Source organism: Paracandidimonas soli (assembly GCF_004342005.1).
In the GTDB taxonomy this organism is placed as follows: Bacteria; Pseudomonadota; Gammaproteobacteria; order Burkholderiales; family Burkholderiaceae_B; genus Paracandidimonas; species Paracandidimonas soli.
Genome location: NZ_SMBX01000007.1, coordinates 71,659 through 96,627 on the forward strand (window position 1 = coordinate 71,659; position 24,969 = coordinate 96,627).

General features: G+C 65.2%; 27 protein-coding genes. 19 read left to right on the forward strand and 8 right to left on the reverse strand.

Translation table 11 applies throughout. The features are described 5' to 3' along the window. Nucleotides 1-43: 43 nt before the first annotated feature. Entirely contained in the window at nucleotides 44-850 is an 807-nt protein-coding gene (pcaD, locus tag EV686_RS13565; protein ID WP_165972611.1) for a 3-oxoadipate enol-lactonase, read from the reverse strand. A 136-nt stretch (nucleotides 851-986) separates the two neighbouring features. Here pcaD and EV686_RS13570 point away from each other — a divergent pair, with 136 nt between their 5' ends. Beyond that, nucleotides 987-1,991 (forward strand): LysR family transcriptional regulator, encoded by a 1,005-nt coding sequence (locus tag EV686_RS13570; RefSeq protein ID WP_132477492.1) that lies wholly within the window; start codon nucleotides 987-989, stop codon nucleotides 1,989-1,991. A gap of 111 nt (nucleotides 1,992-2,102) precedes the next feature. Then, nucleotides 2,103-2,480 (forward strand): HVO_A0114 family putative DNA-binding protein, encoded by a 378-nt coding sequence (locus EV686_RS13575; protein WP_132477493.1) that lies wholly within the window; start codon nucleotides 2,103-2,105, stop codon nucleotides 2,478-2,480. 51 nt (nucleotides 2,481-2,531) lie between these two features. On the opposite strand, the gene EV686_RS13580 is transcribed toward EV686_RS13575, so the two are convergent. The 4 genes from EV686_RS13580 to panB form a co-directional block, all read right to left on the reverse strand. Next, on the reverse strand, nucleotides 2,532-3,359 hold the full coding sequence (locus EV686_RS13580) for a class I SAM-dependent methyltransferase (RefSeq protein WP_243650889.1): 828 nt from the start codon (nucleotides 3,357-3,359) through the stop codon (nucleotides 2,532-2,534). Next, on the reverse strand, nucleotides 3,356-5,425 hold the full coding sequence (locus EV686_RS13585) for a TonB-dependent receptor domain-containing protein (RefSeq protein WP_132477494.1): 2,070 nt from the start codon (nucleotides 5,423-5,425) through the stop codon (nucleotides 3,356-3,358). Before EV686_RS13585 ends, EV686_RS13580 begins: the two co-directional genes overlap by 4 nt. 225 nt (nucleotides 5,426-5,650) lie before the next feature. Further along, entirely contained in the window at nucleotides 5,651-7,138 is a 1,488-nt protein-coding gene (locus EV686_RS13590; RefSeq protein ID WP_243650890.1) for a DNA recombination protein RmuC, read from the reverse strand. A gap of 18 nt (nucleotides 7,139-7,156) precedes the next feature. After that, nucleotides 7,157-7,978, reverse strand: a complete 822-nt coding sequence (gene panB / locus EV686_RS13595; protein WP_132477495.1) for a 3-methyl-2-oxobutanoate hydroxymethyltransferase — start codon at nucleotides 7,976-7,978, stop codon at nucleotides 7,157-7,159. 238 nt (nucleotides 7,979-8,216) lie between these two features. On the opposite strand from panB, the gene EV686_RS13600 reads away from it, so the two are divergent. Then, complete coding sequence (locus EV686_RS13600; protein WP_132477496.1) at nucleotides 8,217-9,059, forward strand: aldo/keto reductase; 843 nt, start codon at nucleotides 8,217-8,219, stop codon at nucleotides 9,057-9,059. Nucleotides 9,060-9,131: 72 nt separating this feature from the next. Here EV686_RS13600 and EV686_RS13605 read toward each other — a convergent pair whose 3' ends face one another. The 3 genes from EV686_RS13605 to EV686_RS13615 all read right to left on the reverse strand — a co-directional run bounded on the left by EV686_RS13605 (nucleotide 9,132) and on the right by EV686_RS13615 (nucleotide 13,752). Continuing rightward, nucleotides 9,132-10,388 (reverse strand): YncE family protein, encoded by a 1,257-nt coding sequence (locus tag EV686_RS13605; protein ID WP_243650891.1) that lies wholly within the window; start codon nucleotides 10,386-10,388, stop codon nucleotides 9,132-9,134. An 87-nt stretch (nucleotides 10,389-10,475) separates the two neighbouring features. Continuing rightward, a complete protein-coding gene (locus EV686_RS13610) occupies nucleotides 10,476-12,542 on the reverse strand; it encodes a TonB-dependent receptor (protein ID WP_207901780.1) in 2,067 nt (688 codons plus the stop codon). Between the two features lie 217 nt (nucleotides 12,543-12,759). Then, nucleotides 12,760-13,752, reverse strand: coding sequence for a helix-turn-helix transcriptional regulator (locus EV686_RS13615; protein ID WP_132477498.1), 993 nt, complete (start codon nucleotides 13,750-13,752; stop codon nucleotides 12,760-12,762). Nucleotides 13,753-13,942: 190 nt separating this feature from the next. Between EV686_RS13615 and EV686_RS13620 the strand changes: the two genes are divergently transcribed. The 16 genes from EV686_RS13620 (at nucleotide 13,943) to tatC (ending at nucleotide 24,835) form a co-directional block, all read left to right on the forward strand. After that, complete coding sequence (locus EV686_RS13620) at nucleotides 13,943-14,737, forward strand: ABC transporter ATP-binding protein (protein ID WP_132477499.1); 795 nt, start codon at nucleotides 13,943-13,945, stop codon at nucleotides 14,735-14,737. Continuing rightward, entirely contained in the window at nucleotides 14,734-15,561 is an 828-nt protein-coding gene (locus EV686_RS13625) for an ABC transporter permease (RefSeq protein WP_132477500.1), read from the forward strand. Before EV686_RS13620 ends, EV686_RS13625 begins: the two co-directional genes overlap by 4 nt. An 8-nt stretch (nucleotides 15,562-15,569) precedes the next feature. Further along, nucleotides 15,570-15,818: a BolA family protein gene (locus tag EV686_RS13630; RefSeq protein WP_132477501.1), complete on the forward strand. Its 249-nt coding sequence runs from the start codon at nucleotides 15,570-15,572 to the stop codon at nucleotides 15,816-15,818. Continuing rightward, nucleotides 15,811-17,079 (forward strand): UDP-N-acetylglucosamine 1-carboxyvinyltransferase, encoded by a 1,269-nt coding sequence (gene murA, locus EV686_RS13635; RefSeq protein ID WP_132477502.1) that lies wholly within the window; start codon nucleotides 15,811-15,813, stop codon nucleotides 17,077-17,079. Before EV686_RS13630 ends, murA begins: the two co-directional genes overlap by 8 nt. Beyond that, nucleotides 17,076-17,753 carry an ATP phosphoribosyltransferase gene (gene hisG / locus EV686_RS13640; protein ID WP_132477503.1) on the forward strand — a complete coding sequence of 226 codons (678 nt, stop codon included), beginning with the start codon at nucleotides 17,076-17,078 and terminating at the stop codon, nucleotides 17,751-17,753. The genes murA and hisG overlap by 4 nt, the downstream gene beginning before the upstream one ends. Nucleotides 17,754-17,797: 44 nt before the next feature. Further along, a complete protein-coding gene (gene hisD / locus EV686_RS13645; protein WP_132477504.1) occupies nucleotides 17,798-19,099 on the forward strand; it encodes a histidinol dehydrogenase in 1,302 nt (433 codons plus the stop codon). Nucleotides 19,100-19,135: 36 nt separating this feature from the next. Next, nucleotides 19,136-19,723 carry an imidazoleglycerol-phosphate dehydratase HisB gene (gene hisB, locus EV686_RS13650; RefSeq protein ID WP_132477505.1) on the forward strand — a complete coding sequence of 196 codons (588 nt, stop codon included), beginning with the start codon at nucleotides 19,136-19,138 and terminating at the stop codon, nucleotides 19,721-19,723. A gap of 61 nt (nucleotides 19,724-19,784) precedes the next feature. Continuing rightward, a complete protein-coding gene (gene hisH, locus EV686_RS13655; protein WP_132477506.1) occupies nucleotides 19,785-20,432 on the forward strand; it encodes an imidazole glycerol phosphate synthase subunit HisH in 648 nt (215 codons plus the stop codon). Between the two features lie 56 nt (nucleotides 20,433-20,488). Continuing rightward, nucleotides 20,489-21,235, forward strand: coding sequence for a 1-(5-phosphoribosyl)-5-[(5-phosphoribosylamino)methylideneamino]imidazole-4-carboxamide isomerase (gene hisA, locus EV686_RS13660; RefSeq protein ID WP_132477507.1), 747 nt, complete (start codon nucleotides 20,489-20,491; stop codon nucleotides 21,233-21,235). Then, a complete protein-coding gene (gene hisF, locus EV686_RS13665) occupies nucleotides 21,228-22,019 on the forward strand; it encodes an imidazole glycerol phosphate synthase subunit HisF (RefSeq protein ID WP_132477508.1) in 792 nt (263 codons plus the stop codon). The genes hisA and hisF overlap by 8 nt, the downstream gene beginning before the upstream one ends. Next, on the forward strand, nucleotides 22,016-22,429 hold the full coding sequence (hisI, locus tag EV686_RS13670) for a phosphoribosyl-AMP cyclohydrolase (protein ID WP_132477509.1): 414 nt from the start codon (nucleotides 22,016-22,018) through the stop codon (nucleotides 22,427-22,429). Before hisF ends, hisI begins: the two co-directional genes overlap by 4 nt. After that, on the forward strand, nucleotides 22,426-22,788 hold the full coding sequence (locus EV686_RS13675) for a phosphoribosyl-ATP diphosphatase (protein ID WP_132477510.1): 363 nt from the start codon (nucleotides 22,426-22,428) through the stop codon (nucleotides 22,786-22,788). Before hisI ends, EV686_RS13675 begins: the two co-directional genes overlap by 4 nt. Then, a complete protein-coding gene (locus EV686_RS13680) occupies nucleotides 22,785-23,156 on the forward strand; it encodes a histidine triad nucleotide-binding protein (protein ID WP_132477511.1) in 372 nt (123 codons plus the stop codon). Before EV686_RS13675 ends, EV686_RS13680 begins: the two co-directional genes overlap by 4 nt. 14 nt (nucleotides 23,157-23,170) lie before the next feature. Next, nucleotides 23,171-23,398 (forward strand): Sec-independent protein translocase subunit TatA, encoded by a 228-nt coding sequence (gene tatA / locus EV686_RS13685; RefSeq protein ID WP_132477512.1) that lies wholly within the window; start codon nucleotides 23,171-23,173, stop codon nucleotides 23,396-23,398. Nucleotides 23,399-23,474: 76 nt separating this feature from the next. Then, on the forward strand, nucleotides 23,475-24,056 hold the full coding sequence (tatB, locus tag EV686_RS13690) for a Sec-independent protein translocase protein TatB (RefSeq protein ID WP_132477513.1): 582 nt from the start codon (nucleotides 23,475-23,477) through the stop codon (nucleotides 24,054-24,056). Beyond that, complete coding sequence (gene tatC, locus EV686_RS13695) at nucleotides 24,053-24,835, forward strand: twin-arginine translocase subunit TatC (RefSeq protein WP_132477514.1); 783 nt, start codon at nucleotides 24,053-24,055, stop codon at nucleotides 24,833-24,835. The genes tatB and tatC overlap by 4 nt, the downstream gene beginning before the upstream one ends. Nucleotides 24,836-24,969: the final 134 nt, after the last annotated feature.

Here is a 24,969-nt window from a genome sequence, read left to right on the forward strand (position 1 = left end):
ACTGTTGTGAGGACGGCGCGCCAGCGGCGCACCGTCCGGCCGCTCATGAATGCCGGGCGGCGTCGGCGTGGATATCGATGAAGTTGCGTAGCAGCGCGGCGAATTCGGCGGGCTTTTCCAGGTTGGACAAGTGGGCGGCATCGTCGATCACGTGCAGCACGGCGCCGGGGATGTTGGCTTGCAGGACCTGCGAGGCGGCCAGGGTGCAGGCGGGATCCTCGCGACCGACGATGATCTGGGTGGGCGTCTGGATGCCGGGCAGGATGTGCGTCTGGGACATGTCGCGCACGGCGGAGCCGCAGGCGATATAGCCGTCCAGGCTGGTAGCGAGGATCATCTCGCGGACCTGCTCGATGATGGCGGGTTCGCGCTTTACGAAGTCAGCCACGAACCAGCGTTTGATGGTGGTGTCCAGCGTTCCGGCCATGCCATCGCGGTGGGCGACGGCGAAGCGTTCCACCCACATGGAACGCGGCGGCATTTCGCTAGCGGTGTCGCATAGCGAAAGCGATAGCACCTTCGCGGGATGGCGCACCGCCAGCTGCTGTCCGATCATGCCGCCCATGGACAGGCCGGCGAAATGCACGGCGCCGAGGTCCAGCGCGTCGATCAGGGCGGCGGCGTCGTCGGCCAGCAGTTCTATGGTGTAGGGGCCGGGCGTGGTTTCCGACTCGCCGTGGCCGCGTGTGTCGTAACGCAGCACTTGGTAGCGTTCGAGCAAGGCCGGCATCTGCGGATCCCACATGCGGTGGGTGGACATCAGGCTGTTGGACAGCATCACGACGGGCGCCCCGGCGGGCCCCTCCAGGCAATAGGCGATCCGGGCGCCGTTGACAAGGGCGGTGTGCACGCGTACTCTCCTTGAAGAAATCAGTGAATTAACGTCGCTAGTGTAGGAATGCGGCGATTTACGGCCAAGCCTCGTAAAAACTATCACCTGACAGGCTTTTGATGTCGTGGGTCCGCGGCACATCCCCGGGAGATACATGCTCCGTTCCACCGAGACAGAGCCCGTTGCTGCTGACCAGGCCGACGAGCCGGCGCTGAGCAAAGCGGTGTCGCGCCTGCGCATACGCCATTTTCAGTTGCTCGACGCGCTGGATCGCCTGGGCTCCCTGCGCCGGGCGGCGCTGGAGCTCGGCGTCACGCAGCCGGCGGCCGTGGCGCTCATCGACGACCTGGAGTTCGCCTTTGGGGCGCCGCTGGTGGCGCGCGGTCGCAGCGGTACCACGCTGACGCCGGCGGCTGGAGCTGTGCTGGCCAGAGGCCGAGTGGCCGTGCATGAAATCGCCACCGCGCGCCGGCTGGTGGCGCGCGGGGCGCAATGCGGCGGACACTTGCGCTTGGGCGCGTCGCCCTATCTGATCAGCACCCTGGTGCCGGATTTGCTGGTCAGGCTGCGCGACGTATTACCCGACATCCAGACCGACGTGCGCGAAGGCACGCTGGACACTCTGGTGGCGGAGCTGGCCCGAGGCGAGCTGGACGCCGTGCTGTCCAGCGTGGATCACGCCGCCGTGCTGTCCAGCGGCGCCAGCCTGGACATCGTATCGCTGGCCAGCGAGCACATGTGCGTGGTGGCCGGGCGCGGCCACCCGCTGTTCGGCGTGGCTCGGGCGCCGCTGGATCAGGTGTTGCTTGGGCCGTGGGTGTTGCCGCATGCGGTCTCGCACCTACGGGCGCTGGTGGACAGCGCGGTGTTCGAGGTAGGCGCCGCACCCATCGTGCCGCAGGTGGAGTGTCGGGGCGTATCCAACCTGCTGCTGATCGCCGCCGCATCAGGTTTGCTGACGGTGGCCCCTCACTATGAGGCTGGCCGTCCACACTGGCGCGGCAATATCTCCTTGCTGGATGACATCCTGCCCCTCAATGCGACGCCCTACGTGCTGGTGACGCGCCGCTACGCCGCCTGGACGGCTGAACTGGCGGCCCTGCGCGAGCAGGCGAAAACCGTGGCCGGGCAGTTGTTCGGCACGGGCCGGCCAGCCTGAACCACCGCGGCGGACGTCAGGGCAGCCTCAGGGAAAAGTCGCTGCCTTATGCGTTTCGCGGACCGCAGCGATTAATGGCTGATTTCCTGGCCGACGTGAAAGGAGTCTGCGATGAATGAACGAACACTGCATGTCAGGGTGGGAGATTCCGCTGACGCCATGCTTTCCCGCGCCTCCGACACGATGAAAGCCCTGGAGCGCGGCGAAACTCCCGTACCCCGGTTCGAAGTCGGCTTCGCCAACGTGGGACAGATGTTTGCCGTGTTCACGCCGCGGCGCTGGGAGCTGCTGGCGACATTGCGCGAGGCCGGAGCCGTTTCCATCGCAGCACTGGCCAGATTGCTCGGCCGCGATTACAAAAATGTCCATGGCGACGTCATGGCGCTGATCGAATGGATGCTCATCGAACGTGAACAAGACGGGCGGGTATGCGCGCCATATTCGGAAATCGTGATAGATGTGCGCCTGCCGGAGCGGCGGGCGGCGTGAAGCGAAGCGTCAGCCAGAAAGGCGCAGTACAACGGCCCGAAGGGCCGAACCTCAGGCGGCAGGCTCCGCCGCGATCACGTAGTCGTGGCCATGCCGCAGTCCGCCCTCGGCCGCCGCAAAAGCCAGGGCGCGGTCGCGCAGTTGCGCGACATGTTCCGACATCGCCAGCGCCAGCGGCCTGTCGCGCAGCCGGGACAGGCGCTGGTCGCACATGTCCATCTGGCTGTTGATGAAGCGCTCGCCGTAGCGGATGGCGTAGCGCTGCGCATCCAGCGGACGAAAGCCCGCCAGGCGCAGATGCCGCAGTACCCAGTCCATGGGATATTCGCGATACGGGCGCTCGCCCGCCAGCAGCAGGCAGGCATCGCGCAGCCTGCCGATTTCGCACACCAGCCTGCCCGCCGGGTCCGTGGGGAAATAGGGCACATAGGGCTCCAGCCCGATCACGTACAGGCGCTTTCCCACCAGCGGCCGCAAACGGCCGAAGATACGATCCTGCCAATAGGGCGCGAAGCCGTCCATGGCGCCGACCAGGTAATCGGCCAGCACCGTGTCGTAGGTTTCTCCCGCCAGCAGGTCGGCATCCATCCAGTTGCCCACGACGATGCGGTCCTGCTCGCGCAAGCGCTCTCCCACCTCGCGCTCGACCTGCGCCGCCATGTTGCGCGCGCCTGTGATGGCGGTCCACCGCGTGGTCTGCAGGCCGAGCAGCCAGGACATGGAGCCTCGGCCCGTTCCGGCATCCAGGAAGCTGCCCCAGGGCAAGTCCCCCTGCATGCCGGCGACGATGTCGTAAAGCGAGCCTGTCAGCGGCGGGGATGCGGAGGCATCCCCGCCGGCAAGGCCCGGCTCCTGGCCCTCGATCGGCTGTCCGCTCAAAACGCCACCCTCACGCCGGCCTGCACGCTGCGGCCCTGTATCGGCGCCAGGCGGGATATGAACGATGCATGGTTGTAGGCAAGCTTGTTCAACAGATTGGTTCCTCGCAGATACAGCTGATAATCGGTGCCTCCCAGGCTGCCATTGTAGGCAACTCCCATGCCCAGCATGCCGTAGCCCGGCGTTTCCTGCTCGTGCTCCTGCGCCGCCACCTTGTCCTGGCGATAGACGTGGGCGTATTCCACGAAACCGGACCACTGCTGCCAGTTCACGTTCGTGCGCACGCCCAGGCGCGCGGACGGAATGCGCGGCAGATTGCCGTCGTCGCCGCGCAGCTTGCCGCGCACATAGTCGCCGAACACCGTGGCCGACACATTGGGGGTGAAGCGGTAGGTGGCTTCCGCTTCCAGGCCCGTGAACTGCGCGTCCTTCTGCGTGTACTTGATCAGGCGGAAGTCCTCGTGCTGGTCCAGCGTGGCGCCGTAGATGTAGCCGTTGACGCGGCTATGGAACAGGTTGACCCCGAACTGGAAATCGCCTTCCGTCTTGCGCAGTCCCAGGTCGATGGTGCGCGCGGTTTCTTTGCCCAGATCAGCATCGCCGATCTCATAGGTATTGGTCGCCAGGTGCACGCCGCGGGCGTACAGTTCCTGGGCGGTCGGCATGCGCTGCGAACGCGACAGCGACAGTGACGCCGCATATGCCGGCGCAAAACTCCATACCGCTCCAGCCGAGAACGAAGTGGCGCCGTCGCTGAAATCCGGCCGGTTGCCGGATGCCGGCTTTACCGACTGCCGTTCATGGCGCGCGCCCAGTTCGAAGCGCACATCGTTCCACTGGTATTCCTCCAGCAGGAACACCCCGGCATTGCGTGTGCGCGTGCGCGGCATGAAGTTCTCCGAGCCGCCTTCCGACGCGAAATCGTAGCGCGACGCCTGCAATCCGACGACGCCCTTCCAGCCGCCCAGCGGCTGGTGCTGCAGCTCCAGGCGCCCATCGTAGCCATGCTTGCGGAAGGCCGTTCCCACCACGCCGTCGTCGCGCTCGTCATGGCGATAATCGGTGTAGCCGCCGCGGAAACGCAAGGCCTCGAAGCCGGCGAACGGATCGCGCAGCTCTCCGCGCACATCCAGCCGGGTGCTGCGCAGATGGGCCGTCGCCGCATGTTCCTCATGCTCGTCGTGGTCATGCCCGTGATCATGGTCGTGGTCGTGGTCGTGATCGTGCCCGCCGCAATGCAGCGACGAACCGTGCGGATGGCAATCCTCGTATTCATGGTTGTGCCCCGGCAGGCCGTACACGTCCTCGCGGTAGGAATACGCCGCCCCGATATAGCCGCGATCGCCCACGAACGACAGCCCGAAGCTGCCCGTCGATGTTTCCGCATTCGAATTGGCGACGCGGCTTTCCGTCCAGTCCGGCACTCGGTAATTGTCGGCGCGGCGCTTGGCCCCCTCTACGCGCATCACGATATTGCCTTCACCCATCGTCAGTCCGACGGCTCCGGCGCGCTCCTTGGCCGCCGTGGACCCCAGCACCTCCACGGAGCCGCTGACGCCGTTTTCAGGCACCGCCGTCGGAATCTTGTCGTCCAGCACATTGACGACGCCGCCGATGGCGTCGCCGCCATACAGCAGCGCGGACGGCCCGCGCAATACCTCCACGCGGCGCGCCAGCAGCGTATCCACCGCCACCACGTGATCGGGCGAAATGGTGGAGGCGTCCGCCACTTCCGCGCCATCGCTCAGCACCTTGACCCTGGGAGCCGTCTGGCCGCGGATCACCGGACGGCTGGCGCCGCCGCCGAACGCGTCGGTATGCACGCCGGGCAAGCCGTCCAGCAGATCCCCCAGCGTGCCGCGCCTGCGCAGCGTCAGGTCATGCGACTCCAGCACTGTCACCGGCGTTGCAAGACTGTCGGTATCGCGGCCCAGGGGGTTGGCGGAAACGACGATGGGAGCCAACTCCCGGACATTGCTTTCCGGTTTCGCGGACGATTGCGCATGGGCGGGCTGCAGCAGCGTCAGCGCGATCGCAGCCGCAAGCGGGTGAGGTTTGAAGGTCATGGCATTTCCTGGAAGGGTGGTATCGACAACGGCACGCCGTGTGCAGGCGTAGCCCTCGTCTCGTTTCAAGAAATGATATGATATAACATATCAAATATGGAAAGCAAAAAAAGCCGGGACTCATTCATCCCGGCCCGACGCATGCCTATGCCTTCCCGCAGCGCGCACCGCCCCGAACTGGCTCCCCTTCGTGCCGGAGCCTCTCCCGGCGCCGCGCCCCGCCCGCTATGCCGACGGCTGCTCTCCCTCCTTGCCGCCGCTCTCGTCGTCCGCCGGTGCAATCAGCTCCAGCCGCTCGCTTTCGAAATCCGCATGCAGGGGCTGTATGTCCGGCATGCTGCGCGTAGCCTTGACCGACAGCTCGCCGAACCTGGCGACTTTGCCGTGCAGCCCTTGCTGCCCGGCCACCGCGGTGACGGTCAGGTTGTACTGGCGGCTGGCGAGATCCAGCGCATCGCCCAGCTTCTTCAGGCGTTCGGCCACCAGGCAGACCTGGTTGTAGATTTCCCCCGCCCGCATGCCCAGCTCGTGCGCCTGCGCGTGGCTGCGCTGCAGCATCCACACATTCGCCACGGTCTTGAGCACCGGCAGCAAGGTCGTATGCGATACCAGCACGACATTGCGGCGATAACCGTGATCGAACAGGCTTTCCCCATGCCGCATCGCATCGATGAACGCCGGCTCGATCGGCATGTACATCAGCACGAAACTGGGGCTGTGCATGCCCGACAGCGATGGGTAGTCCTTGCGGGCAAGATCGTCCATGTGCGCCCGGACCGCCCTGATGTGCGCGGCCAGCGCCTGTTCCCGCTCCTGCTCGTCCTGCGCCGACACGTAGCGCGTGTAGTCCACCAGCGACACCTTGCTGTCGATGATGATGTGCTTGTCGTCCGGCAGGCGCACGACGAAATCCGGCAGCCGCGACTGGCCCTGGGCGTCCCTGGCATGAACCTGGACATCGTAGTGCTGTCCACGCACCAGCCCCGCAAGCTGCAGGGTCTGCTCCAGCTGCGCCTCGCCCCAGATGCCGGCGGCCTTCTTGTCGCCCTTGAGCGCGCGCGCCAGGGCGTCGGCCTCGGCGCTCATGCGCAGGCCTATCTCCTGGATGTGCTGCAGCTCGCGCCCCAGCAGCGTCGTCCCCTTCAGGGACTCGTCATGCACCTGGTTGACGCGCTGCTGGAACGCCTGGATCTGTTCACGGAAAGGCTGCAGCATGGACTCGACGCCCGTGCGGCTGGCCGACGCCATGGCCTGCCCTTTTTCTTCGAGGATTTGACTGGCCAGATGGCGGAATTCGGCATTCCATTGCTGCCTGGCCTGCGAGAAGACCTGTATCTGTTCCTCGTACCCGGCCTGGCGCACGGCATGTCCGGCCTGCATGGCCGCCAGCTCCGCCCTGGCCTGCGACAACTGCTCGCCCAGCCCGGACAAGGCTTCCATGCGCTCATGCAGGTCCTGCTGCGCGACGTCCAGCTGTTCGCGCAGCATCTGCGCCTGCGCCTCGGCGCGCACCAGCGCATGCTCGCGCTCGCGGCCCTGCCGCTGCGCTTCCTGCAGGGCGGCATCCTTGCGCCGCAGCCGGCCGCGCGCCCACAAGCCTGACACGATCAGGCTTGCCAGCAAGCCCAGCAGTAGCGCACCCGCAAACCATGGCAACCAGGGTTGCTGCGCAATTGTCGTCTGCCACTGCATGATGCCGGAGCCTGTAGACACTAAAAACCTTGCCTGGTCCTAGGACTTCTTCACGCCGAAGCAGTTGTCCAGCGTGGGGAATGTTCCCTCGCGCACGCCCTCGGCGTATTGCGTCACGGCCTCGCGGATGACAGCGCCAACGTCGGCGAACTGCCGGGCGAACTTCGGGATGCGGCCGCCGCTGAGTCCGAGAATGTCTTCCGTCACCAGGATCTGCCCATCGCAGGCGGGCGAAGCGCCGATGCCTATGACAGGAATGGCCAGCGACTCGGTAATGCGGCGCCCCAGGGATTCGGCCACGCCCTCCAGCACCACGGCGAACGCGCCGGCCTTCTCGTGGGCCAGCGCATCCTGCAGAATGCGTTCCGCCGACTCCTCGGACATGCCCTGCGCCTTGAAGCCGCCCATGGTGTTGACGTACTGCGGCATCAGGCCGACGTGCGCCAGCACCGGCACTCCGCGCTCGACCAGGAAACGCGTGGTGTCCGCCAGCGCAATGCCGCCTTCCATCTTGACGGCGGCCGCCCCGCTGGCCAGCAGGCGCGCCGCATTGGCGAACGCCTGCCGCGGCGACTCCTGGTAGCTGCCGAACGGCATGTCGGCCACGATGCAGGCGCGCTGCGTGGAGCGCACGACCGCCGCGGTATGCGCCGCTACCTGCTCGATCGTGAACGAGAGCGTGTCGGGCATGGCATAGCCGACCATGGCCGTCGAGTCGCCGATCAGGATCATGTCCAGCACCTCATCCAGGATGCGGGCGAACGGTGCGGAATACGATGTCAGCGAGGCGATCTTGCGCTGCCCCTTGCATGCCATCAGTTGCGGGACCGTCGTACGCACGACCGTGCTGTGAACACTCATGTCTTTCTCCTGTCTTCGCCCGGCGCGCCGCGGATATCAAGATTCGCAGCAACCCGCCACAAGGCCTGTGCCCCATTTTGCGCCGGCAACATATCGCAATCAATCCGCGGCCGGCAGGCCGCCCGGATATGATGTAATTGAAAAAACGTCAGCATACGCCAAGCGCGCGATTCATGCTTTACGTATTCCTGTCCGTACGGCCCCCCACAGGGCCTTTCATTCGACTACGGAGAACACGATGCAAACCTCACCCGAGCAGATAACGTTCCATGACGGCCGTGGCGCTCCCGCCATCGGCCTGGGCGTCTGGCAAGTCTCCGATGCGCAGGCGTCCGAGGTTGTCCAGCAAGCCATTCGCACAGGCTACCGCTCCATCGACACCGCCGCCATCTACGACAACGAAGCCGGCGTCGGCCAGGGCATCGCCGCATCCGGCCTGGACCGCTCCAAACTGTTCCTGGCCACCAAGCTCTGGAACGACAGCCATGGGCACGACGAGGCGCGCGCCGCTTTCCAGGAAAGCCTGGAGCGCCTGGGCCAGGACTACGTCGACCTGTACCTCATCCACTGGCCCATGCCTTCCGTCGACCGCTACGTCCAGTCGTGGGAAACCTTGATCCAGCTGCGCGACGAAGGCGGCGCCAAATCCATCGGCGTTTGCAACTTCCAGCCGGCGCACCTGCAGCGCCTGCTGGACGAGACCGGCGTCATCCCCGTCGTGAACCAGATCGAGCTGCATCCGTACTTCCAGCAGTCCGAACTGCGCGCCTTCCATGCCGAGCATGGCATCGTGACGGAAGCCTGGAGCCCGCTGGGCCAAGGCTCCACGCTGGAAGATCCCGTGCTGGCGGGCCTGGCCCAGAAGCATGACCGCAGCGTGGCCCAGATCGTGCTGCGCTGGCACCTGCAGCTGGGCAACATGGTCATCCCGAAAACCGTCACGCCCGCGCGCATGGAGGAAAACCTGGCCGTCGGCGATTTCGTGCTGGACGAGGACGATATGGCGCGGATCGCCGCGCTCGACCGCGCGGATGGCCGCATAGGGCCGGACCCCGACAGGTTCTCGCGGACGAAGATCTGAGCGGCTCTGGAAGGCCTGCGCGCCAGGCCTTCCAGAGCCATTTGACCAGCGCAGGTTTCTTTTGGCTCCGGCCTAGTCCAGGGTGATGCGTACCACCTGCTCCTGCCCGCCAGCCTTGCGGCGATTGTTGTCGTTCTTCAAGGTGACGTACAGCACTTTCCCGTCGTCGCGCAATACCAGGCTGTTGGGATGCGGCGGCATGTCGATCGCCTGCAGCTGGCGATAGTCCGTCATATCGTAGATCGTCAGCGCCCCTTTGCCTTCATCCACCCTGACGCCGCCGCGATTGGTCACGTACAACCGCTGCAGCGAAGGATCGAAGCGCAGCCCGATCGGCACTTCTTCAGTGGGAAGATTGGCAATCACCTTGCCGCTGTCCGCATCCAGCGCGAATACCCGATGCCCCTCGCTGCGATGCCGGTATTCGCGCTCCAGATGGTTGTTGCGCCAGTTGTCCCGATCCACGCCCTGATCGACGCCGAACAGCCGATTGCCCTTCGCGTCGTATTCCAGGTTCAGCAACTGGTCGGCTTCAATTTCATGGATGCGCGATATCTTCAGCGTCCGCGCATCGACTTCGATCAGTTGCCCCTGCATATTGGCCACGAACACACGGCCCCGCGCCTCGTCCAGGGCGATTCCGACCGCGTTGTAGCCGAAGCCGGGGATGATTTTCTCCAGCGTCAGCGTCCGGGTATCCACCACGAACAGCACGCTGTCCAGGCCCAGTCCCAGTCCGGGGGCGAACAGCCGCCCATGCTCGCGATCCAGCACCATCTCGCGCAGCTTGTATGGGTAGTCCTCGGTGATCTTGAAGCCCTTCAGCGCATCGAGAAGGAAATCCGTGCGCTTCCGGGACAGCCCCGCATCCGCATAGGCTTGCGCGAAATTGACCTTTTCCATCAGAGGGATCTGCTTGATCAATCGATTCCCCGCCGTATCCACCACGCTGATGGCGCCATTGAAGCCCTGCGTCAGGAACAGGCGGTCCGCGGCGTCGTCCAGGGCCACGCCGAACCCCTTGCCGGTCAATGGAATGCTGGCCTGCACCTCCAGCGTCTCGGGGTCGAGCCGCAATACGGCCGAACGCGTTTCGTCCTTCCAGTCCGGCGCCGACACGAACACGGCGTTCTGCCGCCGGCTGAAGGCCAGCTCCACGACATCATCGGCAACCGGCCGCTGCAGGATCCTCGACGCCGTCACCGGCGCAAAGACAGGCTGCGCCACAGTCGAAGACGCTGCTCCCGCGGCCGTGCCGGACTGGACGCCGCAGGCGGAAATGCTGGCGGCCGCCAGCAGTCCCAGGCCGATTCGCAAATAACTCTGCATGATGTTTCCTCTGTACATGGATTGGAACGCGGCGTCTCCCGGAACGGATCACGCAGGCATGGCGCATCCGCAGCGTGAAGCACGCCTTCAGAACATTGCTTTCACGCCGATGCCGAACTGGCGTGGCGCCAGCATGGAAGCGGCGATGCCGCCCGCGGTGCGGTCATCGTATTTCCAGGTCGGGGCGCGCTTGTCGAACATATTGTTGACATAGGCGAAGATCTCCAGCGAACTGTTCGGGAAATAGCTGATCCGCGCATCGGCCACCGTGTAGGCATCGATATCGTAGGCCGCGATATTCTCGTCGGTGGAGTGGTAGCCGTCGACGTGGCGGACATTGGCGGAAAGCCGCCACTGCGGATGAAAGTCCCAGTCCACGCCCGCATTGAACATGTACTGCGGCGAGCGTCCGAAGCGCTTGCCTTCCAGCACGTTCCCATCGGCCGAGAACTTCCGGATCTTCGTCTGCAGCAAGCCGACGCCGCCGCGGATCCGCAGCGTATCCATGGCCTGGTAATCGGCGCTGACTTCCAGGCCGTGCGCCGTGGCCTTGTCCGCATTCACCACCACGGCGCCATACAGCACGCCATTCAGGTAGTCGGGTAGCAGGCGCTGCGAATCGCGGTAGTCGCTGTAGAACACATTGCCGGTCAGCATCAGACGGCCATCCAGCAGGCTGGTCCGGCCGAACAGCTCATAGTTCCAGACGGATTCCGGCTCGAAGTCCATATAGCTGGCGCGCGCGAAGCTCAGGCCCGTGCCGCCGGGGTTGTACCCTTTGGAAACCAGCGCCCCCACCGTCGTGCTGTCGTTGATATCGTAGGACAGCGAAACCCTGGGCAGCAGTTTCGCGAATGTCTTGTCGTACTGCAGCGGCGCCAGCGCGTACGGTGTCGTGCCGCTGCGGCGGATGTGGTCGCGCTGATAGCGCAGCCCTCCGGTCAGGCGCCAGCGCTCGGACAGCCTGCGGGTGACTTCGGTGAAGATTCCCAGGTTTTCCTTCTTGTCGTCGAATTCGGAAACGCCCACGCCGGTCCGTCCCAGCGTATACAGTATTTCATCCGAATGCGTCTGGTTGTAGAACACGCCGACCACGCCGCTCCATGTCGATGCATCATCGCCGAATGACAGCCGTGTTTCGTTCGAGACATTGCGCTGGTCGATGCGCGCCCCGCCATTCTCGTGGGGATCCGTCACGCGGTCGATCGCCAGGTCGGTGTACTGGATCTGGTTGGACAGGCGCATCCCGTTGTCGAAGGTGTAGCCGATGTCGCCGACGTAGGTATTGCCACGCAGCTTGAAGCTGGGCATGGAGCCTGTCCGGCTTTCCAGATCCCGGTAAGGCTCGGATGCGGCCTCGGACGTGGGACGATTGCTGTTCTGGTGGGCGAACGTCAGCTTCGCCTCCAGCCCCGGCAATCCTTCGGGCGTCCACAGCAGCTTCAGCCTTGCGTTCTTGCTGCGGAAGTTCTGGTTGCTGTCACCGCGCGCGAAATTGGGATTCACGTAATCGATGAAGTTATCCCGCCCGTGGTAGTCCAGCGCCAGGCGCGCGGCCAGCTCGTTCTCGACCAGCGGCCCGGACAGCGCCAGCGACGCGCGCTTCATATTGTTGCTGCCGTATTGCAGCTGCGCCGCGCCTTCGGGCTCGAAGGTCGGATCCTTGGTCTTCACCGTCACCGCCCCCGCGATGCTGTTGGCGCCCTGCGCCACGGTCTGCGGCCCGCGAAACACTTCGATGCTGCGGACATCCCACAGCGACTCCGCGCCGAACACCAGCTCGTTATAGCTCAGGTTGCGGCCGTCCAGGTTGAACGTCGCGCGCGGCACGGTGCCGCCCAGGAAAGCGGTGGCGCCGAAGCTGGGGCCCTGCGTATCCTGCCCGCGGATGACCGGAGCGCTGACCGTATCCGGATACAGGACATTGGGCACGTCCGCGATGGCTTCCGCCACTGTGGCCCGATTGGTCTTTTCCTCGATGTCCGCCTCACCCAGCGGTGTCACGGAGGATGCGGTCCGCCTCAGGCTGCGCTCAACGCGCTCTCCCGTAACGACAATGGTGTCCAGGGTCGCGTGACGCTCCGACGCTTCCTGACCCAATGCGGGCGCAATGGAAGACGACAATACGGACAGGACCCCGATGGTACGCAGCATGGCAGGAACAGGACGGTATGGCATGATGGCAACGGATATGGATGAGGTTTGCTTGCGGGAATGCCGGCCGCGGCATGCTTGCGCCAGCCGCCGGCAGCACATCAGTGTCTCCCGCCACGCTGCCTCCCGTCTCCTCCAGGCGGGAAAAATCTCCCCCGAACGGGAAAACTTCTGTCATCCCTGCTTTCGGTAGATGGGCCCGGTCCGGGCAACGGAATCAGCGAAAATGCCTGGGAGAAGTGCCGTGCACCCTGCGGAACGCCTCCGAAAACTTGTCGGCGCGCGCATACCCGCACTCATTGGCGATCTGCAGCAGGTTCTTGCGGCCCGTCTCCACCATTTCCCTCGCATGCCACATGCGCAGATCGCGCAGGTAGCCCGCAATCGTGCTCCCGGTGCGTTCCCGGAACATGGTCTTCAGGTAGCACTCATTGATTCCCGCGCGCCGCGCAAGCGCCGCAATGGTCTGCGGCTGGTTCCATTCGGCATGCAGGATATCGACCACCTCGTCGACCGCCGAGCGCCAGCGCCTGGCGCCGCCCGCGCCGTGCACCGTTCTGGCCGTTCCTCCCGCGGACAGCAGTTGGACCAGCAGATCCAGGCTGAGGGATTCCAGCTCCAGTCGTCCAAGCAGATGATTGCGGGTCTGCACCGCCAGCATGCGCCTTCCGAGCTGGCGGATCGTCTCGCCCGCCTGTCCGTTCGGCTGCAGGACGGCATATGTGTTGCGCCTGCCAAGAAAGCTGATGTCCACACCCTGTTCCCTCAGGGTTTCCAGCATCTCCCTCGGAACATCGATGGAAATGCTGGACTGCGTATGCCCCGCCGGTATGTGGCTGCTGATCGGTCCTGGATCGGCATGGCGCAGGAAGACGTCCCCTTCCCCGCCCGCCTGCAACCGGTTCGACTGGCGCAGCGTGCGCGCCTGGCCATGGACGATGATGCCCAGCATGACATTGTCGGGAAATGCCTGGTAGCGGGCATCCAGGGGGCGCGCCAGCTGGCCATGCATGCGCCCGACCATGATGCCGCTGCCGAACTGGTGCAGATCGATCCATCCCTCTCCCAGCGCAGGGCAGAACAAGTAATGCCGCTGGCCGCTTTCCCGCTGCGCGCGCGCAGCCAGGGACGCCTCCGATTCGGCGAAATATGCCTTCTGTCCGTCGAAAAAACGGCCAAATTGCTCGAGGGCTGTAGGCTGCTGCGACATAGGATGGGCGCCGGCTGGCCGGAAGCGGATAGAAGCGTCAACTATAGCCCAAAAAGTAATGAGAATTGAAATCGATTAGATTTTTCGATGCGTGCTGGCCCCCAGCGATGCCTGGCGGACTGCATGCCGCCCGGATGAGTCCTATAATGTCCGGTTTGGTTCGCCATTACTCATCGGGCGTCATTTTTTCATGCCTGCGCTTTCGCTAGAACACGTTTCCAAGATCTATTCACCCGCCCCGCGCTCGCTGCGCGAACGGCTCTCGGGAAAACCCGCCCACCCCGGATTCCAGGCCGTCCAGGATGTCAGCCTGGCCGTGGAGCATGGAGAGTTTTTCGGACTGCTGGGCCCCAACGGCGCCGGCAAGACCACGCTTATCTCCATGATGGCGGGCCTGGCCCGCGCCAGCAGCGGCAGGATCCGCATCTGCGGCTACGACGTGGTCGATGATTTCAGGGCGGCGCGCCGCTCCCTGGGCGTCGTGCCCCAGGAGATCGTGTACGATCCGTTCTTCACGGTACGCGAGACCCTGCGCATCCAGTCGGGCTATTTCGGCCTGAAGCGCAACGACGACTGGATCGACGAGATCCTGGCCAACCTGGGCCTGTCGGACAAGGCCGACGCCAATATGCGCGCCCTGTCCGGCGGCATGAAGCGCCGCGTGCTGGTGGCCCAGGCCCTGGTGCACCGCCCGCCGGTCATCATCCTGGACGAGCCTACGGCAGGCGTGGACGTGGACCTGCGCCGCATGCTCTGGACCTTCATCTCGCGCCTGAACGCCGAGGGCCATACCATTCTTCTCACCACGCACTACCTGGAAGAGGCCGAAGCCCTGTGCGGGCGCATCGCCATGCTGAAAAACGGCCGCATCGCCGCGCTGGACACCACGCAGGCCCTGATGGCCCGCGTCGGCGGCGCCGACCTGGAAGACGTGTTCGTGCGCATCATGCATACCGAAGCAGTTGGAGAGGAGTTCACGGCATGACGCAGATCCAGTCCACCGACACGCCCCGCGCGGAGCAGGCTCCCCGCATCCAGCCCCAGCTGGACGCCGGCTCGGGCTTTCCCACGCTGCTGAAAAAGGAAATGACGCGCTTCTGGAAGGTCGCCTTCCAGACCATCGCAGCCCCCGTTCTGACGGCCCTGCTGTATCTGCTGGTGTTCTCCCACGTGCTGGAGGGCCGGGTCAACGTCTACGGCCAGATCCCCTATACGCAGTTCCTCATTCCCGGCCTCATCATGATGGGCATGCTGCAGAACGCCTTCGCCAACCCCTCGTCCTCCCTGATCCAGAGCCGCATCACGGGCAACCTGGTGTTCATGCTGCTGCCGCCGCTGTCCCACCGCGAGATCTTTTCCGCCTATGTGCTGGCCTCCGTCCTGCGCGGCCTGTGCGTCGGCGCCGGCGTCTGGCTGGTCGCCCTGTTCTTCGTCCGCCTGCCTGTGGCAAACCCTCTTTGGGTGCTGGGTTTTGCCGTGCTATCCTGCGGCATCATGGCTACACTCGGACTGATTGCCGGACTCTGGTCCGAGAAATTCGATCAGCTCGCAGCCTTCCAGAACTTCCTGATCCTGCCCGCCACCTTCCTGTCCGGAGTGTTCTACTCCATCCACAGCCTGCCGGAGTTCTGGCAGCAGGTATCGCGCTGGAATCCGGTGTTCTACACCATCGATGGCTTCCGCTATGGCTTTTTCGCCGTCTCCGATGTCTCGCCCTGGCACAGCCTGGCAATCGTCGCCGCAGTGTTCGGCCTCCTGTGCCTGTTCACGCTGCGCCTCCTGGCCAATGGCTACAAACTTCGCAACTGAAACTCCCCATGCTTCCCACACCTGAACAGATCCGCCAATATATTGCCGACAACCTGCCCTGTGAACACATCGAAGTCCAGGGCGACGGCGCCCACTTCGAAGCGCTCATCGTCAGCGCCGAATTCGAAGGCAAGCGCCGTATCGCCCGCCACCAGCGCGTCTACGCCGCCCTGGGAGACCGCATGAAAGAGGAAATCCACGCATTGTCCATGCGCACCCTGACCCCTGACGAATACAAAGCGAATCCGAATGGATAAACTCCAGATCACGGGCGGACAGCCCCTGCATGGCGAAATCGCCATCTCCGGCGCCAAGAACGCCGCCCTGCCCATCCTGTGCGCGGCCCTGCTGACCGCTGAGCCCGTGCACCTGGAAAACGTGCCCGCGCTCAACGACATCCGCACCATGCTGCGCCTTCTGGAGCGCATGGGCGTGAAATCCGCGCACGACAGCGGCAACGACACGGTCACTCTGGATGCCGGCAAGGTCGACTTCCTGGAGGCGCCCTACGATCTGGTCAAGACCATGCGCGCCTCCATCCTGGTGCTGGGCCCGCTGGTGGCCCGCTTCGGCGAAGCCAGGGTCAGCCTGCCGGGCGGCTGCGCCATCGGCCAGCGTCCCGTCGACCAGCACATCAAGGGGCTGGCCGCGCTGGGCGCCGAGATCAGCATCGAACACGGCTACGTAGTGGCGCGCGCCAAGCGCCTCAAGGGCGCGTCCATCCTCACCGACATGGTCACCGTTACGGGCACCGAGAACCTGATGATGGCGGCCGTGCTGGCCGAAGGACAGACCGTCCTCGAAAATGCCGCGCGCGAGCCCGAAATCGTCGATCTGGCGGAGCTGCTCATCGAGATGGGAGCCCGCATCCAGGGCCACGGCACCGACCGCATCGTCATCGACGGCGTGGAGGCGCTGCACGGCGCCACGCACCGCGTCATCCCTGACCGCATCGAAACCGGCACCTTCCTGTGCGCCGTGGCCGCCGCCGGCGGCGAACTGGTGCTGCGCCACGCCGCCCCCGACACGCTGGGCGCGGTCATCGACAAGCTGCGCGACGCCGGCCTGGCCATCGAGACCGGCGGCGACTGGATCCGTGCCTCCATGCGGGGCCGCCCGAAGGCCGTGGGCTTCCGCACACGCGAGTATCCGGGCTTTCCGACCGACATGCAGGCCCAGCTGATGGCGGTCAACACCGTCGCCGACGGCACCGCGGTCATCACGGAAAACATCTTCGAGAACCGCTACATGCACGTCCAGGAACTGGCCCGCATGGGAGCGCAGATCGAGATCGACGGCCCCACGGCGGTCGTGACGGGCGTGCCGGAGCTCTCCGGCGCCACCGTCATGGCGACCGACCTGCGCGCCTCGGCCAGCCTGGTCATCGCCGGCCTTGCCGCCAAGGGCGACACCATCATCGAACGCATCTACCACCTGGATCGCGGCTACCAGCGCATGGAGTCCAAGCTGTGCAATGTCGGCGCCCGCATCCAGCGCATTTCCGGAGCCGGCGCATGAGCCCCGCACGCAACGACAAGCCCCTGACGCTCGCCCTGTCCAAGGGACGCATCTTCGACGAGACCCTGCCCCTGCTGGCTGCCGCCGGCGTGCAGGTCGCCGAAGACCCGTCCGCCTCGCGCAAGCTCATCCTGCCTACCAGCGATCCCGGCCTGCAGATCATCATCGTGCGCGCCACCGACGTTCCCACCTATGTGCAGTACGGCGCCGCCGATTTCGGCATCGCCGGCAAGGACGTGCTGGACGAACACGTCGCCGCGAACCCCGACGGCATCTACCAGCCCATCGACCTGAACATCGCCCGCTGCCGGCTGGCCGTCGCCGTGCGCAAGGGATTCGACTACCAGTCCGCCGTGCAGCAGGGCTCGCGCCTGCGCGTGGCGACCAAATACGTGCAGGCCACGCGCGAGCATTTCGCCGCCAAGGGCGTGCACATCGATGTCATCAAACTGTACGGCTCCATGGAGCTTGCGCCGCTGGTCGGGCTGGCCGACGCCATTGTCGACCTGGTTTCCACCGGCAACACGCTCAAGGCCAACAATCTGGAGGCCGTGGAGGACATCGCCCCCATTTCGTCGCGCCTGATCGTCAACCAGGCCTCCCTGAAGACGCGCTCGGCGCGCCTGCAGCCCCTGATCGACGCCTTTGCCCGCGCCAGCGCGGCAAAAGCATGAGATCATACGTATTTGAACCCTGATTCACGCCGATCCGTACCGCCATGTCTCTGATCCACCGCCTGGACAGTCGCTCCGAAGACTTCTCCCGCCAGTTGCGCACGCTGCTGGCCTTCGACGCCTCGCAGGACGAGGCCATCGAGCAGGCCGCCGCGGACATCCTGCGCAACATCCGCGCGCGCGGCGACGAAGCCCTGCTGGAATACACGCAGCGCTTCGACCGCGTCCAGGCAGCCAGCGTTTCCGCGCTGGAGATCCCGCGCAGCGAATGGCTGGCCGCGCTCGACGGCCTGCCGCAGGCGCAGCGCAAGGCGCTGGAAGCCGCCGCCGCCCGCGTACGCGCCTATCATGAGCGCCAGCGTGCGTCAGACTGGAACTACACCGAAGCCGACGGCACCGTCCTGGGCCAGAAAGTCACGCCGCTGGACCGCGTCGGCCTGTATGTGCCCGGCGGCAAAGCGGCCTACCCGTCTTCGGTCCTGATGAACGCCATCCCGGCCAAGGTGGCCGGCGTCCCCGAGGTCGTCATGGTCACGCCCACGCCCGACGGCGCGCGCAACCCCATCGTGCTGGCCGCGGCCGCCATCAGCGGCGTCGATCGCGTCTTCGCCATCGGCGGCGCGCAGGCGGTCGGCGCCCTGGCCTACGGCACGGCAACCATCGCGCCGGTCGACAAGATCGTCGGCCCGGGCAATGCCTACGTCGCGGCAGCCAAGCGCCGCGTGTTCGGCACGGTCGGCATCGACATGGTGGCCGGGCCCAGCGAAATCCTGATCATCTGCGACGGCACGACGCCCGCCGACTGGATCGCCATCGACCTGTTCTCGCAGGCCGAGCACGACGAACTGGCGCAGGCCATCCTGCTCTGTCCCGATGCCGCCTACCTGGACGAGGTGCAGGCCGCCATCGCCCGACTGCTGCCCGCCATGCCGCGCGCGGACATCATCCGCACCAGCCTGGGCAATCGCGGCGTGCTGATCCAGGTGCGCGATCTCGAAGAGGCCTGCGCCATCGCCAACGACATCGCGCCGGAACACCTCGAGATCTCCACCGAACAGCCCGAACGCTGGGCCGAGCGCATCCGCCACGCGGGCGCCATTTTCCTGGGCCGCTACAGCTCCGAGGCCCTGGGCGACTACTGCGCCGGCCCCAATCACGTGCTGCCCACGGCGCGCACGGCACGCTTCTCCTCGCCGCTGGGCGTGTATGATTTCCAGAAACGCTCCAGCATGATCCACATTTCCCGGGAAGGCGCGCAGACGCTGGGCCGCATCGCCGCCGAACTGGCCTATGGCGAGGGCCTGCAGGCCCACGCCGCCAGCGCCGAGCGCCGCCTTTCCCCCTGACGCCGTCCACCAGACCGATTCCGGAACCCCCATACCATGCGTACAGCCGACGTCATCCGCAACACCAACGAAACCCGCATCCGCGTGTCCATCAACCTCGACGGCACGGGCAAGCACACCCTCCAGTCCGGCGTGCCCTTCCTCGACCACATGCTGGACCAGATTGCGCGCCACGGCCTGATCGACCTCGACATCCATTGCGACGGCGACACGCACATCGACGACCACCACACGGTGGAAGACATCGGCATCGCCCTGGGCCAGGCCGTGGCCATCGCCGTGGGCGACAAGGCCGGCCTGCGCCGCTACGGCCACTCCTACGTGCCGCTGGACGAAGCGCTCAGCCGTGTGGTCATCGACCTGTCCGGCCGTCCCGGCCTGCAGTTCCATGTCCCCTTCACCCGCGCCCGCATCGGCACATTCGACGTCGATCTCGCTCGCGAATTCTTCCAGGGCTTCGTCAACCACGCCCAGGCCACTGTCCACATCGACAACCTGCGCGGCGAAAACGCCCACCACCAGTGCGAAACCGTCTTCAAGGCCTTCGGCCGGGCGCTGCGCATGGCGGTGGAGCAGGACCCGCGCAACGGCGGCGTCATCCCGTCCACCAAAGGCGTCCTCTGATCCATTCCCGCGCCTGCCTGGCCGGCGCGGGCTCCGCCACCTTCCACCAAACGGTCACACCGTGAACACGATCGCCATCGTCAACTACGGCATGGGCAACTTCCACTCGGTTGCGCGCGCGCTGCGCGCCGCCGCGCCCGATGCCGACATCCTTATCGCCAGCCGCCCCGAAGAGGTCGAGCGCGCCTCGCGCGTGGTGTTTCCCGGCCAGGGCGCCATGCGCGACTGCATGGCCACGCTGCGCGCCTCGGGCCTGCGCGACGCCGTGCTGCATGCCGCCCGCAACAAGCCCCTGCTGGGCGTATGCGTTGGCGAGCAGATGCTGTTCTCGCACAGCGAAGAGGGCGACACCCCCGGGCTGGGCATCTTCCCCGGCAATGTCGTCCGTTTCGCGGGTCCGGCGTTCAGCCGCCCCGGCGCGGACGGCGCTCCGCAGTTGAAGATCCCGCACATGGGCTGGAACCGCGTGCGCCAGACCCAGGCGCACCCGCTATGGCAGGGAATACCCGACCAGGCGTTTTTTTACTTCGTACACAGTTATTATGTCGCTCCGTCTTTGTCCTCGCTCATTGTTGGACAAAGCGATTACGGGGTAAGCTTTACCTGTGCAGTCGCGCAGGCTAATATTTTCGCGGTCCAGTTCCACCCCGAGAAAAGCGGGGACACCGGCCTGCGGCTGTATCGCAACTTCGTCGGCTGGAACCCCTGATCGCTCCGACCACCGACAAACCTATACCTATCGACCTCTGTACTGATCCGACCGCCATGCTTCTCATCCCTGCCATCGATCTCCAGAACGGACAATGCGTACGCCTGCGCCAGGGCGACCTCAACAACTCCACGGTCTTTTCCGAGGACCCGGCAGCCATGGCCGCCCAGTGGCTGGAGCAAGGGGCCCGCAGGCTGCACCTGGTCGACCTGAACGGCGCCGTAGCCGGCAAGCCCAAGAACGAAGCCGCCATACGCGCCATCATCGGGGCCGTCGACGGTGAAATCCCCGTGCAGATCGGCGGCGGCATCCGCGACCTGGACACCATCGAAGCCTACCTGGACAGCGGCCTGTCCTATGTCATCATCGGCACGGCCGCCGTCAAGGATCCGGGCTTCCTCAGCGATGCCTGCACCGCCTTCCCCGGCCATATCATCGTGGGCCTGGACGCTCGCGACGGCAAGGTCGCCACGGACGGCTGGAGCAAGCTTACCCGCCACAGCGTGCTCGACCTGGCCCGCAAGTTCGAGGACTACGGCTGCGAGGCCATCATCTATACGGACATCGGCCGCGACGGCATGCTCTCGGGCGTCAACATCGAAGCCACGGTCGCCCTGTCGCGCCATGTGCGCATCCCCATCATCGCCTCGGGCGGCGTCACCGACCTCGACGACATCCGCGCGCTGTGCGCCGTCGAGCACGAAGGCATCGAGGGCGCCATCCTGGGCCGCAGCCTGTACGAAGGCACGCTGGACTTCGCCGAGGCCCAGGCCCTGGCCGACGAGATCAACCCCAATGACTGACACCGCGCGCTCCGATCTGGCCTGCCGCATCATCCCCTGCCTCGACGTCACGGCCGGCCGCGTCGTCAAGGGCGTCAACTTCGTCGACCTCGTCGATGCGGGCGACCCCGTCGAGATCGCGCGCAAGTACAACGACCAAGGCGCCGACGAGCTCACGTTCCTGGACATCACCGCCAGCAGCGACGACCGCGACCTGATCCTGCCCATCATCGAGTCCGTCGCCAGCCAGATCTTCATCCCGCTGACCGTGGGAGGCGGCGTGCGCAAGGTGGCCGACATCCAGCGCCTGCTCAATGCGGGAGCCGACAAGGTCTCCATCAACAGCGCCGCGGTCGCCAACCCCGAACTCGTGCGCGAAGCCGCCCAGTACCATGGCTCGCAATGCATCGTCGTGGCCATCGACGCCCGTCGCGTTTCCGGGCCGGGCGAGACATCGCGCTGGGAAATCTACACGCACGGCGGGCGCAAGCCCACCGGCATCGACGTCATCGAATGGGCGCGAAAAATGGCGGACTACGGCGCGGGCGAACTGCTGCTGACCAGCATGGATCGCGACGGCACCAAGGAAGGCTTCGACCTCGAACTGACACGCGCCGTTTCCGACGCAGTGCCGGTCCCCGTCATCGCCTCCGGCGGCGTGGGAAATCTGCAGCACCTGGCCGACGGCATCACCCAGGGCCACGCCAGCGCAGTGCTGGCGGCCAGCATTTTCCACTACGGCCAGCACACCGTGCAGGAAGCCAAGGCGTTCCTGGCCGGCCAGGGCATCAAGGTGCGGCAATGACCGACAGAACGCTTCCCGCATGGCTAGCCGAACTGGTCTTCGATGAAAAGGGCCTGATCCCCGTCATCGCACAGGATGCCGCCACAGGCACGGTGATGATGTTCGCCTACGCCAATGCCGAGGCGCTGGCCGAAACCGCCGCCTCCGGCCGCGCCGTCTACTGGTCGCGCTCGCGCAACCGGCTTTGGCGCAAAGGCGAGGAGTCCGGCCACGTCCAGATCGTGCACGAAATCCGCCTCGACTGCGACGGCGACGTTATCCTGTATAAAATCGACCAAAAGGGCGGAATTGCCTGCCATACGGGGCGTGAAAGCTGCTTTTACCGTAGACTTGACGACACCGGCAACGGCCAGGCCGACTGGGCCGTCGTCGATCCCGTCCTGAAAGATCCGGAGCACATCTACAAATGAGCCATTCCTCCGACATTCTTTCCCGCCTGGCCGACACCATCGAGTCCCGCCTGCCCGCCAATGGCGGCGATCCGGCGCAGTCATACACGGCGAAGCTGCTGGCAAAAGGACCCGATGCCTTCCTGAAAAAAATCGGCGAGGAAAGCACCGAACTGGTCATGGCCGCCAAGGACGGCGCGCCCGACAAGATCATCTACGAAACCGCCGATCTCTGGTTCCACAGCCTGGTCGCGCTGGCGCACTACGGCATCCGCCCGGAAACCGTGCTGGCCGAGCTGGCCCGCCGCGAAGGCGTATCCGGCCTGGCGGAAAAGGCCTCGCGCCCGGACCAGGCAAGCGCAACAAAGGAGTCCGCATGAGCGAGAACAACGTATTCGCCAGAATCATCCGCGGCGAACTGCCGGCGAACAAAGTCTACGAAGACGACGAGTTCCTGGCATTCCACGATATAGATCCCGCCGCCCCCGTACATTTGCTGCTTATTCCCAAGCGTCATGTCGTATCCTTGCAGGATGTCGGCCCCGAAGACGCCGCATGGCTCGGCCGCATGATGGCGCTCATCCCGAAGCTCGCCCTGGAAAACGGCTGCAGGCCCGGCCCCGAAGGCGGTTTCCGTGTCGTGGCCAACAGCGGCGATGACGGCGGACAGGAAGTTCCGCACCTGCATTTCCATATCCTCGGGGGCGAGCGCCCCTGGAAACCCAAATCGGCAGCATTGGCCGTTTAACTGGAGTAAACATCATGGGTAGTTTCAGTATCTGGCATTGGCTGATCGTCCTGGTCATCGTCGCCCTCGTCTTCGGCACCAAGAAGCTGCGCAATGTCGGCGAAGATCTCGGCGGCGCCGTCAAGGGTTTCAAGAAAGGCATGAAGGAAGCCTCCTCCGAAGACACGCCCGAGTCCGTCACGCAGCGCGTGGAAACCGGCGAAACCATCGACGTGCAGGCGAAGGAAAAGAAAGACGCCTGAGTCCTCTTGGGCGCAACCGGCGTGCGGCCCGCGCGGCACGCCTTCCATCCACTCCATGTCTGTACACAGGTAGCTTATGTTTGACGTCAGCTTCAGTGAACTGATGTTGATCGGCGTCATCGCCCTGATCGTCATCGGTCCGCAACGCCTTCCCAAGGTCGCCCGCACGGTCGGCCACCTGCTGGGCCGCGCGCAGCGCTACGTCAACGATGTCAAGTCCGACATCCAGCGCGAAGTCAATCTGGAAGAGGTCAACAAGGTCAAGTCGCAAATGGAGGAGGCCGCCCGCTCGGTCAAGTCTACCGTCAACGACCTTGGCAGCACGCTCACCAAGCCCGTCGACGAAGCCAGGAAGGCGCTCGATGACGCCAAGTCTTCCGTCACCGGCCTGGGCGACACGCTGACCAAGCCGGTCGAAGAGGCCAGACAGGCCCTCAACGAAGCCAAGTCCTCGTTCGAGTCGCTGGACCTCAACGCCGGGGCCAACCCCGCCGCTCCTCCCGCCCAGAAGGCCGCCGACACGCAGGCGGACGCTGAACCGCAAAGCGCCAACCTGCCCCTGCCCGGCCTGGAGCCGGAAGCAGCGCCTGCCGACGCGGCTTCGAAGCCCGCCGGCAATATCGATACCGACAACAAAACCACGGGGACATCGTCGTGACCCAGGATGCATCCCAGGATACTTTCATTTCCCACCTGATCGAACTGCGCACGCGGCTGCTGCGCGCGGTCGGCACCATGCTGGGCGTATTCGTCATCCTGTTTCTGTACCCCGGCCCGTCAGCCATCTATGACGTCCTGGCGCAGCCCATGCTGGCTTCGCTGCCCGAAGGCACGCGCATGATCGCCACCGGCGTCATCACGCCATTCATGGTGCCGGTCAAGGTCACGCTACTGGCGGCCTTCGTCATCTCCCTGCCGGTCGTCCTGTACCAGGCCTGGGCCTTCATCGCTCCCGGCCTGTACCGCCATGAGCAGCGCCTGGCGCTGCCGCTGATCATCTCCAGCACCCTGCTGTTCCTGGCCGGCATGGCGTTCTGCTATTTCGTCGTGTTCCGCACGGTGTTCAGCTTCATCGCGGGCTTCGCGCCGCAGTCCATCACGCCCGCGCCCGACATCGAGGCCTATGTCAGCTTCGTCATCACCATGTTCATCGCCTTCGGCGTGACCTTCGAGGTTCCCGTCGTGGTCGTTCTGCTGGTCAAGACCGGCATGGTCACGGTGCAGAAGCTGCGCGAAGCCAGGGGCTACGTCATCGTCGGCGCATTCGTCATCGCGGCCGTCGTCACGCCTCCCGATGTACTCAGCCAGTTCATGCTGGCCACGCCGCTATGCCTGCTGTACGAAGTCGGCATCCTGATCGGCAAGATGATCGAAAAGAAACAGCCGGCGGAAGACAGCGAAGACGACGCCGGCGGCGAAGTCGCAACACGCGACTGAACATCGCCTGATGGCGGCGCCCATTCCCCGCGCCCGCCAACCGGAACGAAGCCGATACTTTCGCTTTCCCTGAAGCCGGAACCGCGGCGGCTTCAGGATTGCGCCCTGCGGACGAATTCCCGCGCAACCTTCGC

Bases quoted from the DNA above. Each gene is read 5' to 3' on its own strand.
- EV686_RS13570 (WP_132477492.1), top strand. From the start codon at position 987: ATGCTCCGTTCCACCGAGACAGAGCCCGTTGCTGCTGACCAGGCCGAC.
- EV686_RS13575 (WP_132477493.1), top strand. From the start codon at position 2,103: ATGAATGAACGAACACTGCATGTCAGGGTGGGAGATTCCGCTGACGCC.
- EV686_RS13585 (WP_132477494.1), bottom strand. From the start codon at position 5,425: ATGACCTTCAAACCTCACCCGCTTGCGGCTGCGATCGCGCTGACGCTG.
- panB (WP_132477495.1), bottom strand. From the start codon at position 7,978: ATGAGTGTTCACAGCACGGTCGTGCGTACGACGGTCCCGCAACTGATG.
- EV686_RS13600 (WP_132477496.1), top strand. From the start codon at position 8,217: ATGCAAACCTCACCCGAGCAGATAACGTTCCATGACGGCCGTGGCGCT.
- EV686_RS13605 (WP_243650891.1), bottom strand. From the start codon at position 10,388: ATGCAGAGTTATTTGCGAATCGGCCTGGGACTGCTGGCGGCCGCCAGC.
- EV686_RS13610 (WP_207901780.1), bottom strand. From the start codon at position 12,542: ATGCTGCGTACCATCGGGGTCCTGTCCGTATTGTCGTCTTCCATTGCG.
- EV686_RS13615 (WP_132477498.1), bottom strand. From the start codon at position 13,752: ATGTCGCAGCAGCCTACAGCCCTCGAGCAATTTGGCCGTTTTTTCGAC.
- EV686_RS13620 (WP_132477499.1), top strand. From the start codon at position 13,943: ATGCCTGCGCTTTCGCTAGAACACGTTTCCAAGATCTATTCACCCGCC.
- EV686_RS13625 (WP_132477500.1), top strand. From the start codon at position 14,734: ATGACGCAGATCCAGTCCACCGACACGCCCCGCGCGGAGCAGGCTCCC.
- EV686_RS13630 (WP_132477501.1), top strand. From the start codon at position 15,570: ATGCTTCCCACACCTGAACAGATCCGCCAATATATTGCCGACAACCTG.
- murA (WP_132477502.1), top strand. From the start codon at position 15,811: ATGGATAAACTCCAGATCACGGGCGGACAGCCCCTGCATGGCGAAATC.
- hisG (WP_132477503.1), top strand. From the start codon at position 17,076: ATGAGCCCCGCACGCAACGACAAGCCCCTGACGCTCGCCCTGTCCAAG.
- hisD (WP_132477504.1), top strand. From the start codon at position 17,798: ATGTCTCTGATCCACCGCCTGGACAGTCGCTCCGAAGACTTCTCCCGC.
- hisB (WP_132477505.1), top strand. From the start codon at position 19,136: ATGCGTACAGCCGACGTCATCCGCAACACCAACGAAACCCGCATCCGC.
- hisA (WP_132477507.1), top strand. From the start codon at position 20,489: ATGCTTCTCATCCCTGCCATCGATCTCCAGAACGGACAATGCGTACGC.
- hisF (WP_132477508.1), top strand. From the start codon at position 21,228: ATGACTGACACCGCGCGCTCCGATCTGGCCTGCCGCATCATCCCCTGC.
- hisI (WP_132477509.1), top strand. From the start codon at position 22,016: ATGACCGACAGAACGCTTCCCGCATGGCTAGCCGAACTGGTCTTCGAT.
- EV686_RS13675 (WP_132477510.1), top strand. From the start codon at position 22,426: ATGAGCCATTCCTCCGACATTCTTTCCCGCCTGGCCGACACCATCGAG.
- EV686_RS13680 (WP_132477511.1), top strand. From the start codon at position 22,785: ATGAGCGAGAACAACGTATTCGCCAGAATCATCCGCGGCGAACTGCCG.
- tatA (WP_132477512.1), top strand. From the start codon at position 23,171: ATGGGTAGTTTCAGTATCTGGCATTGGCTGATCGTCCTGGTCATCGTC.
- tatB (WP_132477513.1), top strand. From the start codon at position 23,475: ATGTTTGACGTCAGCTTCAGTGAACTGATGTTGATCGGCGTCATCGCC.